At 58.1% G+C, this 16,203-nt stretch carries 16 protein-coding genes and 1 pseudogene; 10 read left to right on the top strand and 7 right to left on the bottom strand.

Annotated elements, in window-relative coordinates; genetic code table 11:
• On the bottom strand, nucleotides 1-411 hold the full coding sequence (locus ACIOAU_RS05040; RefSeq protein ID WP_401180425.1) for a YybH family protein: 411 nt from the start codon (nucleotides 409-411) through the stop codon (nucleotides 1-3).
• Entirely contained in the window at nucleotides 374-1,357 is a 984-nt protein-coding gene (locus tag ACIOAU_RS05035; RefSeq protein ID WP_401180422.1) for an EamA/RhaT family transporter, read from the bottom strand. The genes ACIOAU_RS05040 and ACIOAU_RS05035 overlap by 38 nt, the downstream gene beginning before the upstream one ends.
• 92 nt (nucleotides 1,358-1,449) lie before the next feature.
• Between ACIOAU_RS05035 and ACIOAU_RS05030 the strand changes: the two genes are divergently transcribed.
• The 3 genes from ACIOAU_RS05030 (at nucleotide 1,450) to ACIOAU_RS05020 (ending at nucleotide 3,063) form a co-directional block, all read left to right on the top strand.
• The gene (locus tag ACIOAU_RS05030; protein ID WP_401180419.1) at nucleotides 1,450-2,355 is read left to right on the top strand and encodes a LysR substrate-binding domain-containing protein; all 906 of its coding nucleotides are present in this window, start codon (nucleotides 1,450-1,452) and stop codon (nucleotides 2,353-2,355) included.
• 186 nt (nucleotides 2,356-2,541) lie between these two features.
• Nucleotides 2,542-2,799: a hypothetical protein gene (locus tag ACIOAU_RS05025; protein ID WP_101319275.1), complete on the top strand. Its 258-nt coding sequence runs from the start codon at nucleotides 2,542-2,544 to the stop codon at nucleotides 2,797-2,799.
• A gap of 27 nt (nucleotides 2,800-2,826) precedes the next feature.
• A complete protein-coding gene (locus ACIOAU_RS05020) occupies nucleotides 2,827-3,063 on the top strand; it encodes a hypothetical protein (RefSeq protein ID WP_150571603.1) in 237 nt (78 codons plus the stop codon).
• A 24-nt stretch (nucleotides 3,064-3,087) separates the two neighbouring features.
• Here ACIOAU_RS05020 and ACIOAU_RS05015 read toward each other — a convergent pair whose 3' ends face one another.
• Nucleotides 3,088-6,816, bottom strand: a complete 3,729-nt coding sequence (locus ACIOAU_RS05015) for an autotransporter domain-containing protein (protein WP_401180415.1) — start codon at nucleotides 6,814-6,816, stop codon at nucleotides 3,088-3,090.
• Between the two features lie 356 nt (nucleotides 6,817-7,172).
• On the opposite strand from ACIOAU_RS05015, the gene ACIOAU_RS05010 reads away from it, so the two are divergent.
• The 4 genes from ACIOAU_RS05010 to ACIOAU_RS04995 all read left to right on the top strand — a co-directional run bounded on the left by ACIOAU_RS05010 (nucleotide 7,173) and on the right by ACIOAU_RS04995 (nucleotide 9,959).
• Nucleotides 7,173-7,481, top strand: a complete 309-nt coding sequence (locus ACIOAU_RS05010) for a putative quinol monooxygenase (protein WP_401180412.1) — start codon at nucleotides 7,173-7,175, stop codon at nucleotides 7,479-7,481.
• A 136-nt stretch (nucleotides 7,482-7,617) separates the two neighbouring features.
• Nucleotides 7,618-7,866, top strand: coding sequence for a CsbD family protein (locus ACIOAU_RS05005; protein WP_101319281.1), 249 nt, complete (start codon nucleotides 7,618-7,620; stop codon nucleotides 7,864-7,866).
• Nucleotides 7,867-8,194: 328 nt separating this feature from the next.
• Complete coding sequence (locus ACIOAU_RS05000) at nucleotides 8,195-8,923, top strand: AraC family transcriptional regulator (protein WP_401180408.1); 729 nt, start codon at nucleotides 8,195-8,197, stop codon at nucleotides 8,921-8,923.
• A gap of 79 nt (nucleotides 8,924-9,002) precedes the next feature.
• Entirely contained in the window at nucleotides 9,003-9,959 is a 957-nt protein-coding gene (locus ACIOAU_RS04995) for a DMT family transporter (protein ID WP_401181089.1), read from the top strand.
• Between the two features lie 142 nt (nucleotides 9,960-10,101).
• Here the strand turns inward: ACIOAU_RS04995 and ACIOAU_RS04990 are convergent, their stop codons facing one another.
• Entirely contained in the window at nucleotides 10,102-10,920 is an 819-nt protein-coding gene (locus ACIOAU_RS04990; RefSeq protein ID WP_401180405.1) for an alpha/beta fold hydrolase, read from the bottom strand.
• A 65-nt stretch (nucleotides 10,921-10,985) separates the two neighbouring features.
• Between ACIOAU_RS04990 and ACIOAU_RS04985 the strand changes: the two genes are divergently transcribed.
• Nucleotides 10,986-11,300, top strand: a complete 315-nt coding sequence (locus ACIOAU_RS04985) for a helix-turn-helix transcriptional regulator (RefSeq protein ID WP_224786355.1) — start codon at nucleotides 10,986-10,988, stop codon at nucleotides 11,298-11,300.
• Between the two features lie 288 nt (nucleotides 11,301-11,588).
• Nucleotides 11,589-12,296, top strand: a complete 708-nt coding sequence (locus ACIOAU_RS04980) for a hypothetical protein (RefSeq protein ID WP_401180401.1) — start codon at nucleotides 11,589-11,591, stop codon at nucleotides 12,294-12,296.
• A gap of 68 nt (nucleotides 12,297-12,364) precedes the next feature.
• On the opposite strand, the pseudogene ACIOAU_RS04975 reads toward ACIOAU_RS04980, so the two are convergent.
• From ACIOAU_RS04975 to ACIOAU_RS04965, 3 genes and pseudogenes are all read right to left on the bottom strand, one after another.
• Nucleotides 12,365-12,529 (bottom strand): annotated as a pseudogene (locus ACIOAU_RS04975) (IS3 family transposase); the annotation flags it as partial.
• A gap of 1,038 nt (nucleotides 12,530-13,567) precedes the next feature.
• Entirely contained in the window at nucleotides 13,568-13,669 is a 102-nt protein-coding gene (locus tag ACIOAU_RS04970) for a hypothetical protein (protein ID WP_401181086.1), read from the bottom strand.
• A 521-nt stretch (nucleotides 13,670-14,190) separates the two neighbouring features.
• Nucleotides 14,191-14,751 (bottom strand): hypothetical protein, encoded by a 561-nt coding sequence (locus ACIOAU_RS04965; protein ID WP_150571610.1) that lies wholly within the window; start codon nucleotides 14,749-14,751, stop codon nucleotides 14,191-14,193.
• Nucleotides 14,752-14,964: 213 nt separating this feature from the next.
• On the opposite strand from ACIOAU_RS04965, the gene chrA reads away from it, so the two are divergent.
• A complete protein-coding gene (gene chrA, locus ACIOAU_RS04960) occupies nucleotides 14,965-16,182 on the top strand; it encodes a chromate efflux transporter (protein ID WP_401180397.1) in 1,218 nt (405 codons plus the stop codon).
• The last annotated feature ends 21 nt before the right edge of the window (nucleotides 16,183-16,203 follow it).

Below are 16,203 nucleotides of genomic sequence, written 5' to 3'. Positions count from 1 at the left end.
CTACGGCTCGACGATGTTGTCCAGCAGTGTCGTTCCGTAGGAGTTGTCGACGGCGCATAGCCATTGGTTCGCGATGAATCGAAATACGTAAGTTGCTTTGCGCGAAATCTCGATTTTGTCACCTGCCTTGTCAGTAGCCTGCAACAGGGTTTCCATGACGACGAGCGCGACATCAGCCCCCGGAATAACCTGCATCTCGCCTTGCGTGACAACAATGCTGTGATTGAAATGCTCCGCGATGGCGACAAATGCGCGGCGGATGCTGTCTTTGCCGGTGACCGTCAAACCCGGTTTGACCACCAGCGTTGCGTCGTCGGCATAAAACTTCATTAACTCGTCGAAATCTTCGGCGGTGATCGCGTGATCAGCGGCCTCAATTGTCGCTTTGAGCGTTCGGGTAAGTGCATCCATTGCTGTGCTTCTGCGTGAGAATGCTGTGCACCGCCAACCCGGCGCCTGTGATCACGGCGATAAGCCCTGACGTCTCTATGAACGTTGGCAGCCTGGCGTTGAAGAGTAAGCCGAGCAGGGCGGCAAACAAAGACTCCAGTGAGATCAGTTGACCTGAGAGCACCATCGGTAGCCGCCGTGTCGCAGCGTTCCAGGCCCAGGCGCCAATCACCGAAGACACAACAGCGAGGACCAAGCCCCAGGCATAAAAGCGTGCCGCAGTGGTGAAACCGAAACTCGCACTCGTCAGTTCAAGCAGGCCCAGCGAATGAAGTAACGGCAGGACGCACAGTGTAGCTATGCCGGCGCCGGCCATCATCAAACCCGTCCAAGCGCGTGTGGCGGCAGGGGCGATCTTTCCCATAGCGCGTTGATTGAGCAGGCTGAAGGTCAACCACAGTGCCACTGCCAGGACGGAGAAGAAAACGCCCGCCAGCCAACTGGCGCTATCCGCGTGCGGCAGCGCCACGCTGCTGATATTGGAAAGGACGAGCCCAAGCACAATGAACAGCAGTGGAAATCCAAGGCGACGCCACTGCACTGTCTTTTCTTTGGCATTGCCGAGCAAGGCAAGCAAGACCGGCACGAGGCCCACAAACGCCGCCGCCAGTACCGGGCCGGCGAAAATTACGCCTGCGGCAATACAGCTGCCGTAGCCTAGATAACCTATTACGCCCAGGCCTGCAGCGAGCACCTGCTGAGAGAACCGCAACGACCGCATTTGGGCGCGGCACAGCATGACGCCCAGCACGCCCAGAGCACCCGCTATCAAATAGCGTATGACCATCAGGTCGTAGATGCTGTAGGGGCCAGTGACATAAGGCGCTATGAAGTTGAGGGCCCAGGCCAGGGTCGCCATGACGGCGAACAGTACTCCAGCGATAAGCGTTGAAGGTGAGGTTGTCATCAACTGAAATCCATCAAGGGTTCAGCCAATGTTGCGCGCGCGGCAAGTATGTTAAAAACGACTTTTCAGGCTTGGATTCATAACAGCTGATTATGAATATGCTCAGGAACACATTACCTCCGCTGACCAGTTTGTTGCCGTTCGAGGCGGCCGCACGGTTGGAGAGCTTCTCCAAGGCTGCTGACGAGTTGCACATCACTCAGGCGGCCATCAGCCGGCAGATAAGGGCGCTGGAACAAGACCTGGGTGTGAAGCTCTTTGTCCGCCGCAATCGAGCAGTGTTCTTGACGGATGCGGGGCGAGCGCTGGCAGAGGCGGTAAGCACAGCATTGCGAAGCATCAGTAATCAGGCCGTGGCACTACGGCAAACCCATGGCAACGACCGGGTGGTCTTCCTGTGCCAGCTATGCGAAGCCTTTTACTGGTTGATGCCCCGTCTTGCCAGGTTCCACGAGCAATACCCGCACCTTGAGGTTCAGGTGATCACCTCGACGCGACCTCTTGGCGAATTCACTGACCACTTCGATGTAGCCTTGCAAACTACCGGACGCGCGAGCGGGCCGCACGCAGTGTGCTTTACGGCAGCCGATGAAGTGTTCCCGGTGTGCAGCACCAGTTACCTGGCGGCTGACACGTTGTTGAGCCTTGAAGAGCTCCGCCTGCATACGCTCTTGCACTATCGCTCTACACCACAGGACTTCATTGACTGGTCAGACTGGTTAAGCGCTTTTGGCAGGGCGATAGCGCAAGATACGCCTGGTAAGGTGTTTGATAGCTACCCGCTGATGCTGCAGGCAGCAGTAGCGGGGCACGGCGTGGCTCTTGGATGGCGCCACAGTGCGGGAAAACTGATCGAGGAGGGCGCTTTAATTCAAGTGTGCGCTGAATCCATTCCTCTGCCCGATGCCCTTTCTGTTTACACAGCACAAGGCGCGGCTGATCGGGCTGAAGTGCAGGCGCTGCTCGCGTGGCTCCGGGAAGAGTTGCTGGAGCGGTAATACCCGCGGGCTGGCCCCGATTAGAGTCAATGATTGCGAATCCTTGGCCTGTCCAATCATCCAGCATGGATGCAAAGCCAGTACCCCACCTGGCGTGTACATAGTAGCGTTGCGCATTCGACGAACTGCCACGGTCCGTTGCCTGTCTGCCCACGGATCGGGCCACTCACGAACTAGGATGTCAGCATGGAACGTGTTCAAGCGGTAAACCAAGCGGCGATTGATGAGGCGCTGATCGTCTTTGCTCGTTATAAGATGGGAGCGATCAGGATTTTCGACCTGGAGCGCGCCATGAGTTACGAAGTTGGCGAAGCGTTGGCCAAAACTGACCTGGTGAGGTTTTCGATTGCCAGGATGGCTTCCGGTCGTTATCGCATCAGTGATGAAGGGGAGAACGCCATTACCGAAGCCGGTCGCGCTCGCCTAGAGCGGCTGCGGGGGTAAGGAGACAAAGCGTCCTGGGAGCAGCCGATGAGCATACGCAGCCTCGTGAAAAACTTGCCGGCGGACCCTGCCAGACCAGGCTGGGTGCTGGGCTGGGGCGTGCTGCGCGACCGCCATCCGTGGCATCTGGTCGATGTATATGCCGACCAGACTACCGCCAGAATAGAAGCCGAACGCCGCGGCGACAGTTACGTCGTGGAGTTCGGCTCGCACCGCATCGGCTCAAGCGATTTCATCTGCGGCGTCAGCTTGCCCGAGGGCTGACGGGCAACCAGGCCGCGGGGGATGTTAAAAGCGATAGGCGGCACGCAGCGACAGCGCATCCGAGCGCGACTGCTGCCCCAGTGCCCGCGTGCCTTGATAGCCAATCCCGGTGCTCAGCCCCGATGCCCACAGCAGATCCATCCCGAGCGACGCAGCAAGGGTGTCGTCACCGAAGCCTTCGGTGGTGATCGTGTAGGTTGAATTGCCAACATCGGCATAGCCAAGGCGGGCGCTGGATTCGGAGTTGAAGGTGTGGCTGAACTCCAGGCGCGAGCGCAACGTCAGATAGGCCCAACTCAGCGCAATCCCGTACTGCCCACGCAGGCCAGCCACGCCCGACACCAGTGAAAAACGCTGCTGGGCATAATCGAGGTTGTTGGCATCTGCATTCGACTCCTGATAGCCGTGCAGCCAGGTCGTAGAGGTATCCAAGCGGCCATAGGGCGATACCAGCCAGTTCCGGCTTTTCAGCTCGTAGCCAGAGCTTAGCGAGGCGAACAGCTGATCGCCTTCACGGCTGCCATTGGCGTAGCCGCCGGAATCAGTCACGAAGCGCTCACTGTCGAATTGCAGACGGCTGTAGCCGAGCAGTGCATCGACAAATACCGCGCTCGGGTGATAACTGGCATAGGCAGCCACGCTGTAGGACTTGCCGCGGTTAGTGCTGCCGGCAGAGCCGATATCACTCTTGTCGCTACCATAGCCAACCCCCACTCCGGCTGTCAGCGCACGGCTCAAGCGAAAGTCGATCCCGCTGCTGACGCCAATCAGGGTGCTGCTGACCTTGCTGCCGCCGCGCTCGGTATTGCCGAAATCAACATAGCCCCCTGTCCATACCGATACATTGCCGCTGGCAGGCGCAGTGGGGTCATGGTCGGCTGGATCTGCATGCATCAGTTGCGGCTGGTCGCTGGCCAGCATCTGTGTGGCTGCGAGCAGATCGAGATCGGTCTGCTCGCAGTCGGCCGCCTGGCCTGGCTTGTTCCGTGGGTGTGCCTGCGTGGGGTTGAAGCGCAGATTGAAGGCGTTGCGGTGCCCGTCCGGGCTATGCAGTTGCTCAAGACGGTCAGTGAAGTTGGTGACCTGCGCCCGGGCGAACTGCTGAGCACTTTGGGTCTGCGCATTGAGCACGCCGATCACTTCGGTGTCCTTGCCCGGATCGGGCCGTGCATTGATCTGCAGGGTCAGTGTTGCAACCTGCGAGACACCCCAGGCGTTTGCCAAGGTGAAGCGCAAAGTGACGGTGCCACTGGCCCTGGCCGCTGCCGTGAATTCAAGGGCGGTCTGCTTCAGGCGTACGCTGCCCAACGCCTGCGACGGTGTGTCGAGCAGGGTTGCAGAGGTGAACGGGCCACCGGTCGCGCCCGCAGTCAGGTTCAGGGCGACACTCTGGCCGGCCGCAACCGACGCACTGACATCGGCTGCCTCGGGCGTGACGCCGTTGCTGAGCAGCGAGTAATTGGCCGTCATCTGGGTGCCGTTGGCATCGGTCACGCTGATCGAAAATGAGCCACTGCCGGTAGCAGTCGGCGTGCCGAACAGGCTGCCGGATACCGGGTCCAGCGTCAGCCCGGCCGGCAGCCCGGCCGCACTGAAGCGATAGGGGCTGACGCCGCCGCTGGCACTCACATTCTGTCGGTAGACGCTGCCCACGGTGGCAGCGGGCAACGCGCCGGCTGCCGGAGCCAGCACCAGGGTAGCAGGGCTGACCGTGATGGAAGCGCTGGCAGCAGCCGATGTGCCACTGGCATTGCTGGCACTGTAGCTGAAGCTGTCACTGCCCGAGAAACCTGCTTGGGGCGTGTAGCGAATGCTGGTGCCACTGGCGACCGCCGTGCCATGCAACGGCAACGATGTGACGGTCACGGTGGTAGCAGCGCCACCCGAGAGCCCCAAGGCAATGAGGTTGTTCGACGAGTTGGCGGCGACCACTGCGGATACTGCCGCGACCGTGGGCAAGGCAGTGCCAATGGCCAGCGTGTAGTTGGTAGTGCCGGCATTGCCAACATTATCCGTGGCCGTGACTGCAACGCTATAGGCGCCGGCCAGGGTAGGTGTGCCGCTGATCACTCCGCTGCTGGTGTCGAGGGTCAAGCCGCTCGGCAAGCCGGTCGCGGCATAGTGATAAGGCGCAGTGCCGCCGGATGCCAGCAGCGAGGTGCTGTAACTGGACGCGACCGTGCCGCCGGGGAGCGGGCCGCTGGCCGGGCTGAGTGCAAGCGTCACCGCCGTGACGGTAATGGTTACAGTCGCCGGCGCAGAAGTGCCGGCCTCGTTGGTGACGGTATAACTGAAGCTGTCGACCCCGGCGAAGCCCGTTGCAGGCGTGTAGCGCAGGGCAAGGCCAGAGGCCGTGGCGGTGCCATGCTGGGGCTGGCTGGCGATCGCCGCGCTGTCGGCAGGGCCGCCGGACAGGTTGAGGGTGAGCGCGTTGCCTGTGCTGTTGGCGGCAACGCTTGCCGATACGGCGCTCGCCACCGGCGCCTGCGCCACGATCGAGAGGGTGTAGTTGGTGGTGGCGGTCGCGCCATAGGCATCGGTGACGATGACCGATGGCGTGTAGCTGCCGGCGGTGGTGGGCGTCCCGCTGAGCACGCCGGAAGTGGCATTCAGCGACAGTCCAGCTGGCAGTCCGCTGGTTGCGTAGCCATAGGGCGCTGTGCCCCCAGCACTGCTGAAGGTCTGGCTGTAACTGCTGCCGAGCTGGCCTGCGGGCAATGCACCGGCAGACGGAGTGATGATCAGTGTTGGTTGCGAGACGGTCACAGTGGCCGTCGCCGGCGCAGAAGTGCCTGAACTGTTAGTCGCGGTATAGGTGAAGGTGTCGCTGCCTGAATAGCCCGCGACAGGCGTGTAACTGATGCTGGTTCCGCTCGCCGTGGCTGTGCCATGGCTGGCTGCAGTAGCGACGGCGACCGAGCTGGCGGTGCCGGTAATGGCCAGGCTGATCGGGTTGTTCGTGCTGTTGGCACTCACGTTGGCCGTAACCGCACTGGCCTGCGGCGCGGCTTGGGCCCTGTCGACGGTGATGGTGTAAGACTTGGTAGTGACTCCATCCGCAGCTGTGATCAGCAGCGTGAAGACGTTCGAACCCACGGCGAGGCCGATGGGTGGGGAAGCGCTGCCTGAGTTTACCGGTGTGCCATTTACGGTGACCGTGCTGTTGTTGTCTGTGGTGGTCGGTGTAAGGGAGAGGGTGGTCGTAGCGTTGCCGACCGAAGCGCTGTAGCTGGTAGTGGCCGTGCTGAAAGCTGGCGTCAGGCTGCCTGTCGAGAGCGTTAGGCTGGATAGGGTGGCATCCGTGGATACTGCACTGAGGCTGGTGCAGCTGAACACCAGGTTGCTGATCTGGCCATTGGAGGTCGTAGCCCGAATGGCTGCACCATTGGCCTCCAGGCTGCCTGCGGGGACGGTCATGCTGACCGTGTGCGGCGTATTGGTGGTGCTGTTCGCTGCGTTGTAGGTCTGAAAACCGGCAAGGCTGTAGCGAGCGAGACTAAGGCTGTCAGCAGCGGTGGGATTGCCCTGGTACGCCGCCCCGCTGTCACTGAACGTCAGCGTCAGCGCATCTCCCGGGAGAAAGTCCGAGGCGGGATATTTGTTCGTACCAAATGCCAGTGAAACTGAGCCGGACAAGCTGTTGATGGCCGTACAGCCATTTGATAGCGCGAACGCTGGAGCGGTGTTGAATACGGTCAATGCGGCCACGGCCACCCCAGCGCGCAGCCACTGGCCCAACGATATACGGCGCATTCATCACCCGGTGCTTAGGCTTTTATCAAGCAGTTATTGGTAGCTGGCGAAACGGATAACGCCCGTGTCTTGCCGTGAATACTCACTACAGCCTCAGAGCTGGTAGATAGAGCAGGGCGCTGATAGGGGCCAGGATGGCGCTTGGACAGTCGCTCTGAGGGATATCGGCACGTGCGTGCCGAACTTGACGCCTTCCCGTTGAGGAACGCGATAACCCGGATACCTTACGGCTTCATTTTCACCGTTAAAGCGAAAGTGTTGCCGGAATGCGAGGGTTTTTCTGCAGAGCTTGCCAGGTGAATATCATCGCCACGGACCACGGTGGTCCTCAAACTCATTGTTCTGGAGAACTTAGGATGGATGCGTCCGCCAAAGCGTTGGTATCAATTGCCGTACTCAAGGCCAAGCCTGGTCAACGAAAAGCCTTGAAGGATGCACTGCTGTCGTTGGTCGAACCGACCCGTGCGGAGCCGGGCAACCTGGACTACGTATTGTTCGAGCTGCGTGATGAGCGTGGCACGTTCTACATGCGCGAGGCCTTCGCAGATCAGGCCGCGCTCGATGCGCATTTCGCCATGCCGTATTTCCAGCACTTTGCTGGCATCGCTGATGATCTGCTGGCTGAGCCATTGCAGCTGATCTTCCTTGAGCAGGTGTCGACGTAGCTAGTCGTTTGGCGATATGACCGGTGCGCATCGACGTTGAACTATTCATGACGCCTGTCACCCTAACCTTGTGCAGCTATCTACCGGCTCAGGCAGACCCTGAGCCTCCCCACTGACACACGAAGGTTTGACGAACATGAAGAGTGAACAGGTTGAAGGCGTAGTAGAACAAGTTGCCGGTAAAGCCCAGAGCGCTGTCGGGAAACTGTTTGGTGATTCCAGCCTCGAGGCAGAAGGTGCGGGCCGCCAGGCATGCGGTCAAGTGACCCAGGCCTACGGCGATGCAATGAACAGCGTGTCCACCTTCGTCAAAGAAAAGCCAGTGACTGCGATGGCTATTGGCGCGATTGCCCTGTTGGTGCTGGATCGCGTTCTGCGCCGCTGAGTCCAGGCAGGAACCTCTAGTAATTGTCCCGGTTAGCCGTTGAACGCGAGAGGCATTGCTTGAGCTTCTGCGAGCTCCAGCATTAAACACAAACTTTACTACTGTTGGGCCTCCGTCTGATTAGCTGGAGGCTCAATTGTTTCCGCATCTCCCTGGACTATCCGTTAGCACACCGCGAGGAATCTTCTGTCCTCCTGGAAAGCAGGCCATGAGCAAAAGGGATATGATCCGGTGAGTTCCAAGGCCGCTCGCGCTGACAGTGTTAACGGCTGTGGAGTAGGGCAGTAACACACACGTCGGATAACCTGCCGGAGCGGAAGGTGCAGTAATGTTTTTAAGCCTCGAAGTGCGCAGCTATGAGCGGGACACCCCTCACCATCACCACGATCACGCTCAATTGGTCCTGCCGATTCGCGGCCGAATGGACATAGACGTAAACGGTCGCGGCGGATGTATTGATCAGTCATTGGCGGCACTTGTGGAACCTGGCTCAGAGCACTCGCAACACTGCGACATCGATAGCCGCTTTCTGGTCCTGGACTGCGCGCCTTCCACGCTGGAAACGCTCCACATCGAGCGCCTGGCTCGAAACATCTATGTGCCAATCCCCCCCGCAACGCGTCGGCTCATCGAGTTCGCCGAGTTGATAGGTCATGCACAACTCTCCATCGCGACGTGCCAGCTGGGGCCCTTGCTGTTGTCCTCCCTGAGCCCGGACGCGACCTGTTTTACCGACCCTATGGAGCGGTTGATTGGTCGTCTTCGGAGCAACCCTGGAGCCCATTGGAACAATGAAGCCATGGCTCGGTTTGCCAACATGAGCGTGAGCCAGTTGCATCAGCGATTCCGGCAAGTGTTCAACATGAGCCCGCAGGCCTGGTTGACCGAGTTGCGTGTGCAGGAAGCGCAGCGATGGTTACGTGGAACTGCCTTGCCCATTGCTGACATAGCCTTGCGTGCGGGCTTCAGCGACCAGGCATCGCTGACACGCACCATGCAGCGCCTGAAAGCCACGACCCCGGCGGCCTACCGTCGTGCGCAGCAACAGCCTGGGTAAAGCATTCCGTAGTTACCGACAATACGCACCGAAACAGCTGCTCCAGACTTCGCTCATCAGGTTTTGGAGCGCGGGTGAAATGGGTGCAGATCGATTATTGCTGAAAGGTATCTTCTACGGGGTGTGTGCGGGTGTGTGCTGGGGGGTGATCTTCCTCGGCCCGCAACTGACCCCCGAACTGAGCGGCCTGCAATTCGCCGTGCTGAGGTTTCTTTGCTATGGCGTGATTTCCGGGGCGCTGCTCGCACCTCGCTGGAAGCGCGTGTGCGCCAAGCTCAGCAAGGCCGACTGGAAGTCGCTGTTCTGGCTCAGCCTGATAGGAAATCTCATCTACTACACGCTGGTGGGCACCGGCGTGCAGTTGGTTGGCATAGCTACAACATCGCTGATTGTCGGGCTGATTCCGGTGCTCATCACACTGGCAGGTCGGCATGACGAAAATGCCGTTCCGCTGCGCAAGCTCGTTCCTTCGCTGTGCTGTGCAGTGGGCGGGGTAACGCTCATCAGTTGGCATGCAATTACCAACGGCGACCGGACCGATATCCTCACCAACATCGCAGGGATTCTGTGCGCGGCGGGCGCGTTAGTGACCTGGAGCTGGTTCGCGGTGAGTAACGCTCGGCGTCTGGTTCAGGTCGCCAGCGTTTCCTCCAATGACTGGGCACTGCTGACAGGAGTCATGACGGGCGCTCAATCATTGCTCTTGGCGCTACCTGTGCTGGGGTGGCAGGCCGGAACGTACGGCAACACTGAATGGCTTGATTTTCTTCTGGTAGCTGGCGGGGTAGCTTTTCTGTCTTCCGTGGTGGGCGGCGCGTGCTGGAACCAGGCGAGCCGGCTCCTGCCCTTGGCACTGAGTGGGCAAGTGCTCGTGATAGAGACATTGGCGGCGCTGCTTATTGGCTTTCTATGGGCGCATCGGCTTCCTGATCCATACGAAATTGCAGCAATGGCGCTGCTGGTTACAGGTGTTGTCTGGTGCCTGAATTGTCACCGTACTCAGCATCGTCCGGATAGCCGTGTCATGCCGCTTTAGGAAGCGCACCGGGTGAGCAGTGGCAGCTACTGCCACAGGGCTGACCACGCTCAATGTCGCACTGAAACACTGTAAAGGACTAACAATGCTTATCGTATTCGGCGGCCTTCCAGGCATGCCGGCATCCAGTGGGAGCGACTTTTCAGCCTGCGCCGATTTGTTTCATCAGCGCCGCCACAATGGCCTCGGGCCGGTCTTCTTGCATGAGATGACCGCAATGCTCGACTCGAATACAGGGCTGCTGGGCGATCAGCTCGGCAAGACGTTCGCCCTGCGCATACGGAATCCAGGCGTCTTCAGCGCCCCACAAAACCGACACCGGGCAATCAAGTCTTGTGTACAGCGGCTGAATCTCGTCAGTGAACGCTTGATCCATCTGCGCGATCTGCCGATAGAACGCAGGCTGACCAACTTCACCCACCCAAGGGGCACTGTAGATGCGCATGGCTTCTTCACTCAACGGGGTCGCTGCTGAGGTTTGCAGGTAAGCAGCCAGCAGCGCGCGGTGCATGTAATCCGGCATTCCAGCAAATGCTGCCTCGTGTTGGCGGACATGCTGGACGAACGGCGAGCCCCACGGAGCCAAAGCGACTGCGTCGAACAGGGTAAGAGACGCGTAGCGCAGGCCGTTCAGGTAGTAAGCTCGCAGCGCAGTAGCACCGCCGAAGTCATGTGCGAGCACGTCTGGCCGGTTCAAGCCCCATTCTTTGAAGAGCGCAGTGAGCACATTGTTCTGGACGGCCAGCGAAACGTCCTGACCCGCCCTCATCTCAGACTGGCCGTACCCGACCAGATCGAAGTAGTACACGGTGCGATGGCCAGCTAGCAGGGGAACGATGCGCCTCCATACCTGGGAGGAAAAAGGCGTTCCGTGGATGGCTACCAAGGGGGCGCCTGATCCCATCTTTCCCCATCTGACGGCGTTGCCTTCGATGATTGACGTGTAGGGTAGATCCAGCATGGCTCACCTCATATTGTCATTTAGCTAAATGACTATATGATGCCGGCATGGACAGATCAATACAGATGAAAGCGATGAGCAGCGAGGTTCGGGTAACGATACTTCGATTGCTTGCGAAGCCTCATGAACATTTTGCAGATCAGTGGTCGGCAGATCCTGCTGAACTCGGCGTTTGCATGACGCTTATTGCCAAGGCGCTGGGTGTCGCTCAGCCGACTGCAAGCCGGCATTTGGAGATTCTTGTGCAGGCCGGGTTTGTAACGGTGGCGAAGAGGCACAAGTGGTCTTACTGCAAGCGTAATGAGGTGATGATTGCCGGGTATCTTGAGTGGCTGACGCGGGAATTGGCGATAGGGAAGGGCTCACAGGGGGCGGTGTGAACCCTCAACAGCAAACTCGGTCTTTCGCAGCTTTGGAGGAGGGTATTTCGAGGGTGATGGTCGTGGCGAATACCGTGATGGCTATCCAACACGTAGTACATTTGCAATGGCTAGGCACACCGAGGCGGCATTAAGTTGAGAGAGCTGCGAGTGGCAGGCAGGCTCTCAGTCTTGTGCGTTTCGAAAACCACGTGGTTTGGCACTGCTCTTGTGCGTCGGTGGAATTCATAGAGCGTTCTCGCTGATACACTGCTTTTGTTCTGACAATTGCCAATCGGTTGGAGTGAAATGGATATCAGAGAATTTTGCCTCGCTCACAAATTTGATATGAGAAAGTGTTCGGTCATGCCAGGCGGTGGTAGTTTTGGATTGGCTGACCTTGTGACCTCACCGGTCGAGTTTTTATCGCTGGCGGAGGACGATTTTGAGCGGGGCGGACTGGCGGCACTAATCAACGCTACAGCCAACGCAAAGCGTGCCATTGTCAGCCAGCTAGATCAATTATTGACCTCTTTTGGCTATCCGTCATTCAGATGGAACGTGCCGAAGAAGATTGAACGTCTTAGGGCTTTGGGACTACTCGCGCCGAGTCTGTTGCGAAAAGTCGTAGATATGCGAAATGTTCTTGAGCATGAGTACATAACTCCTGAGATTGGAAGCGTTGAAGAAGCGTTGGATATCGCGAGTCTCTTTGTGATGTCCGCATCGGCGATGTTCATTCCGTTTGAAGACGTCTTGGAGTTTTCAGATCCGGAATCAGGTGTGAGGGAAGGGGCGGTCACACATATCACTGCGGGATTGAACCGAAAGGCTGGTAGGGTTTACTACACAGTTTACGCATACGAACCTGGCGAATACGCGGCGCATTGCGTTGGTCAGTGTGAGATCGAATCAGGGCATGTATCGTTCGAAGCTATGGTTAAGCTTTCTGCATCGCTGATGCTTCAATACAAGGTCAACCAGGCGCTCAGTGATTTTAAGAGAGCCGTTACGTAACCATGAGTGCTCGTGAGATTGGGGCGGCGCCCTGAGTGGCAAAAACCCAAAGCAGTCATCTGTAGTGGTCAACTCATCCCGGACACAGTTTTGATATTTTCTTCAGCTTTGCCCGGAGCCAGTCCATGGTTGAATTGATGGGGCCGGATCCAGTTGTAGTGGCCCATCAGGTACTGGCTAATGTCTCGTTGAGCTTGCTGCCCGGTCAGGTAGCCTGTGGTCGGTACCCACTTTCAATATTGGTGAACCCGCGCGCTAAGATCTCTGAGTGGTGTATCTACGTTTAGCAGACGTACCTGGTGCTAGCCAGTTTTCAGCGCGCCAGGTGTAGAAACGGATATTCGTGACAGATAAACCTAAGGAAGGATGTGAGGATGGTAACGGAAGAGGCTGATTTTTCATCGTCCGGGGTTTTGTGCAAAACCGACCGGGGATTAGTGGAAGTGGACACAATACCCGCAGCGCGGAAAACAATACTCTATTTAACATAATATACATTATGCGAACCTTCCTATACGGAGTTGGGGGGCTCTGGTGGTCAGATTTGAAGCCTGACGGCGCCTCCAGCTTTCAGCTTGGCGATGCTGATCACTGCGTGCTTGAATGCCGCCCGACAAACGTTGCCTCACCAATTGACGGAGAAATTGCATGTGGCTTTGCACAGAATGGAAAATCGACTGGGACGCTGTGGCTGCTGTCGCAACGGCTGCTGCTGCAATCATCGCACTTATTATCTGGAGCTTTAACAAGGCTTAAAGATAACGTGAACGGGCCGCAAGCGCGAAGCTCCTAGCTCAGATCATGACAACACCGGTTGGAGCTACCCAGATAGAAATCGCAAAATTCAGATGCTATGTGGTGCCTTCTGATAGCGACCAAACATACTTACTGGACGTGCTAAATGATGAAAGCGCCCGAAAAGATTTGGCTGCTCAAGCGTCGAAAATCACCATCGGTCTACCATCTCAATTCTTAGATAAAGCTGACATCTTCAGCGAGACAGTCAACAACAGGCTTGCGAATGCATTCTCACAAGTGAACCGTCTAAAAAGATGTCCAGCCTGCTAGCTGATCTACCAGGCTCGGCGTTAGAAGAAGAAATTTCCCAGCACCTTATGGCGGTTCTCAACCAAATCAAAGAGGCGGAACAACCCACTGCAGAAGCTTTCCAGGCTCTCTTAAAGGCCGGAAAATCCTCTTAAGTTTAGGTCTGCCCTACTCCACTCTAATAGCTAAATAATATAACTATGCTAAATAGTCATTTAGTGTAGTTATATTGGGGTATCTACCAATCGCGGCGTAAGCAACAAAACTAGCTCGGTTTCAGACTTCACAGTCGACGTGCTGTTGAACAACCATTTCAGCCCCGGAATCTGTCCAAAAACGGCACGTTGCGAACCACAGTGCTATCGGTGTCCGAATATACACCTCCCAAAGCAACATTCCTGCCGAACCCCGAAAGCACGCGAGACGTAAGCGACGTGGTATTGATCGGCGGCACTCCGTTCATTGCCTTCGAATAATATTGCTGATACTGAACCTGGAAGCCTTTGATAATCTTCGCCTGATGCCGGTCAGTTGTGAACACGTGTGGGTTGGAGATTACACATCCCCTACCCGCCTGCTCATGGCGTTCAGCTCTGCATCCAAATTGAACGACCGTAAGCGCTCCATGAACCCCACGTTCAAAGCGCCCAACTGATCCCGTCGGCCTTCCCCTCGCCTACCAAGGCCAGCGGGCACGCGATCTTTTATCACCAGTGCCGCAGAGTGTGAGCAACTGACGGATCCCCTCCAGTGCCGGCCCATCAATCATCCTGGCAAAGACCGGGTCGGCGATTTCGCGGCTGAATTAACCAATGCCTCTTCAATCCCGCGCAGCGCCAGACCTCGGTCACGTCACTAGCGATATCACCAGGTCTGCAATATTGAGAGGCGCGAATGCCACGGTCAGCAGCGCATAGGCCTTGCGCGATCTGGCGGCAAACACACACAGCGGAAACATGATCATGACCACGTCAAACGCGCCCCAAAGCGCCATGGGCGAAACGCCGAACAACAGAATGTTGACGATGAACCCAAGCAGGTAATAGCCCGACAAGAATAACAGCGCGTAGCGGCCATCCTGCTCGAAGTACACGCGAAGCCCTTCGCGCTCGTCCTCGCTGCGGCTGGGCAAGATCAGCGCCGAGGAAACGAACAGCGCAAGTGCCAGCAGCACCAACAGCAAAAACTCCTGGAACGAGAAGGTCGCCCTGACTTGCGGCAGCGAATTGACCGCCCACCAGAAATCCATCTGGGTGGTGAAGAGCATGACCGCCCAGACCAGAGCCACCCAATCTGGAGCAGCGTTGCGACGGATTCGGAAGACGGTCAGCGCCCCTAGAAGCAGGCGTGTCACAGAAAGGCCCAAAACCATGGATAGGACGGTAGCAACGATAGGGAAATTGCTCATGGTGCCTCCTGCTGACCAAGACTCTGGACAGCGTAGGCGGCGAACAGCAAACTTTGCACGATGAGTATGGGTTTTGGGGGCTTTTCGGAGGATTTTCAGTGCCTGTGAAACCGAGCGGCGCGCGCGCGGCGCTGGGCCTACTCGCCACAACAATCCTCGAGGCTAGCTGTTACCCGCCAAAAACTGCAGCATCACTCACCCAAGGAGCCTGCCTTGTCAGAACGCACTCACTGCGGCGTGAAGCCCAGCGACTCTGCCTGGTCGGTGTTTCTGGTGTTCTTGCGCCTGGGGCTGACGTCTTTCGGTGGCCCCACTGCGCACCTGGGTTACTTTCGTGAAGCATTTGTAGCGCGCCGCCAATGGCTTAGTGAACGCAGTTATGCCGAGCTGGTCGCCGTGTGCCAACTGCTTCCCGGCCCCGCCAGCAGCCAGGTCGGCATCACTCTGGGCCTGTCACGGGCGGGGTTCGCGGGCGCCGTCGCCGCGTGGGCAGGGTTCACATTGCCATCGGCCCTCCTGCTGACGCTGTGTGCTCAGGGCCTGGGGGCATGGGGAGGTGGCGCCCCAAGTGGCCTGTTGCACGGCCTGAAAATCGTCGCAGTCGCCGTGGTGGCCCAGGCGGTGTGGGGCATGGCACGTAGCCTTTGCACCGATGTTACGCGGGTAACCATCGCCCTGTTCGCTGCCTGTACCGCGCTACTGTGGCCCAACGCGATCGGGCAGATAGCCGTGATCACAGGGTCGGCCATCACAGGCTTGATCCTGCTAAAGCCTCCGGATTCCCCGGCAGGAGAAGAGCTGCCGTTTTCAGTCAGCCAAAAGGCCGGGCTGGCTGCGCTGGTATTGTTCTTTGCCTTGTTGGTGGGCTTGCCGCTATTGACCCGCATCTGGCCCTCGCAAGCATTGGCAATGGTCAACGCCTTTTATAGCGCAGGCTCGCTGGTATTCGGCGGCGGGCATGTGGTTCTACCGTTGCTTGAGTCGGCCACAGTGGCCAATGGCTGGGTCGCAAATGACACTTTTCTCGCAGGTTATGGCCTGGCGCAGGCCATACCGGGCCCACTCTTCACGTTTGCAGCCTTCCTGGGTGCATCCATGAGCGTGCAGCCGTCCGGCTGGGTGGGCGCGAGCGTTTGCATTCTCGCCATTTTCACCCCCTCCTTCCTGTTGGTGATCGGGGTAGTTCCCTTCTGGGAAGCACTGCGGCGCAGCGCCCGCAGCCAGTCAGCGCTTGCCGGGGTAAACGCCGGCGTGGTCGGGCTTCTGCTGGCTGCCTTGTACCAACCGGTGTGGACGAGCGCCATAGCCAAGCCAGTAGACTTGGCGTGGGCGCTGATCGCCTTGATGGCCCTGATGTTCTGGAAGTGGCCTGCATGGTTGGTTGTCTTGGGCTGCGGCGTGTTCGGTTGGCTGCTGAGCAGCACCTTCTAGAGACCCTTGAGACAGTATCGG

It is taken from the genome of Pseudomonas sp. NPDC088322, from assembly GCF_044740745.1.
Taxonomy (GTDB): domain Bacteria; phylum Pseudomonadota; class Gammaproteobacteria; order Pseudomonadales; family Pseudomonadaceae; genus Aquipseudomonas; species Aquipseudomonas shirazensis.
The sequence above is the reverse complement of the archived record's forward strand: the minus strand, read 5'-3'. Positions and strand labels throughout refer to the sequence as shown.

Excerpts from the sequence above, each read along its gene's own strand:
- ACIOAU_RS04980 (WP_401180401.1), top strand. The coding sequence starts at position 11,589 with ATGGATATCAGAGAATTTTGCCTCGCTCACAAATTTGATATGAGAAAG.
- ACIOAU_RS04965 (WP_150571610.1), bottom strand. The coding sequence starts at position 14,751 with ATGAGCAATTTCCCTATCGTTGCTACCGTCCTATCCATGGTTTTGGGC.
- ACIOAU_RS05030 (WP_401180419.1), top strand. The coding sequence starts at position 1,450 with ATGAATATGCTCAGGAACACATTACCTCCGCTGACCAGTTTGTTGCCG.
- ACIOAU_RS05010 (WP_401180412.1), top strand. The coding sequence starts at position 7,173 with ATGGATGCGTCCGCCAAAGCGTTGGTATCAATTGCCGTACTCAAGGCC.
- ACIOAU_RS05005 (WP_101319281.1), top strand. The coding sequence starts at position 7,618 with ATGAAGAGTGAACAGGTTGAAGGCGTAGTAGAACAAGTTGCCGGTAAA.
- ACIOAU_RS04985 (WP_224786355.1), top strand. The coding sequence starts at position 10,986 with ATGAAAGCGATGAGCAGCGAGGTTCGGGTAACGATACTTCGATTGCTT.
- ACIOAU_RS04995 (WP_401181089.1), top strand. The coding sequence starts at position 9,003 with ATGGGTGCAGATCGATTATTGCTGAAAGGTATCTTCTACGGGGTGTGT.
- ACIOAU_RS05000 (WP_401180408.1), top strand. The coding sequence starts at position 8,195 with ATGTTTTTAAGCCTCGAAGTGCGCAGCTATGAGCGGGACACCCCTCAC.
- ACIOAU_RS05040 (WP_401180425.1), bottom strand. The coding sequence starts at position 411 with ATGGATGCACTTACCCGAACGCTCAAAGCGACAATTGAGGCCGCTGAT.
- ACIOAU_RS05020 (WP_150571603.1), top strand. The coding sequence starts at position 2,827 with ATGAGCATACGCAGCCTCGTGAAAAACTTGCCGGCGGACCCTGCCAGA.
- ACIOAU_RS05035 (WP_401180422.1), bottom strand. The coding sequence starts at position 1,357 with ATGACAACCTCACCTTCAACGCTTATCGCTGGAGTACTGTTCGCCGTC.
- ACIOAU_RS05015 (WP_401180415.1), bottom strand. The coding sequence starts at position 6,816 with ATGCGCCGTATATCGTTGGGCCAGTGGCTGCGCGCTGGGGTGGCCGTG.
- ACIOAU_RS04990 (WP_401180405.1), bottom strand. The coding sequence starts at position 10,920 with ATGCTGGATCTACCCTACACGTCAATCATCGAAGGCAACGCCGTCAGA.
- ACIOAU_RS05025 (WP_101319275.1), top strand. The coding sequence starts at position 2,542 with ATGGAACGTGTTCAAGCGGTAAACCAAGCGGCGATTGATGAGGCGCTG.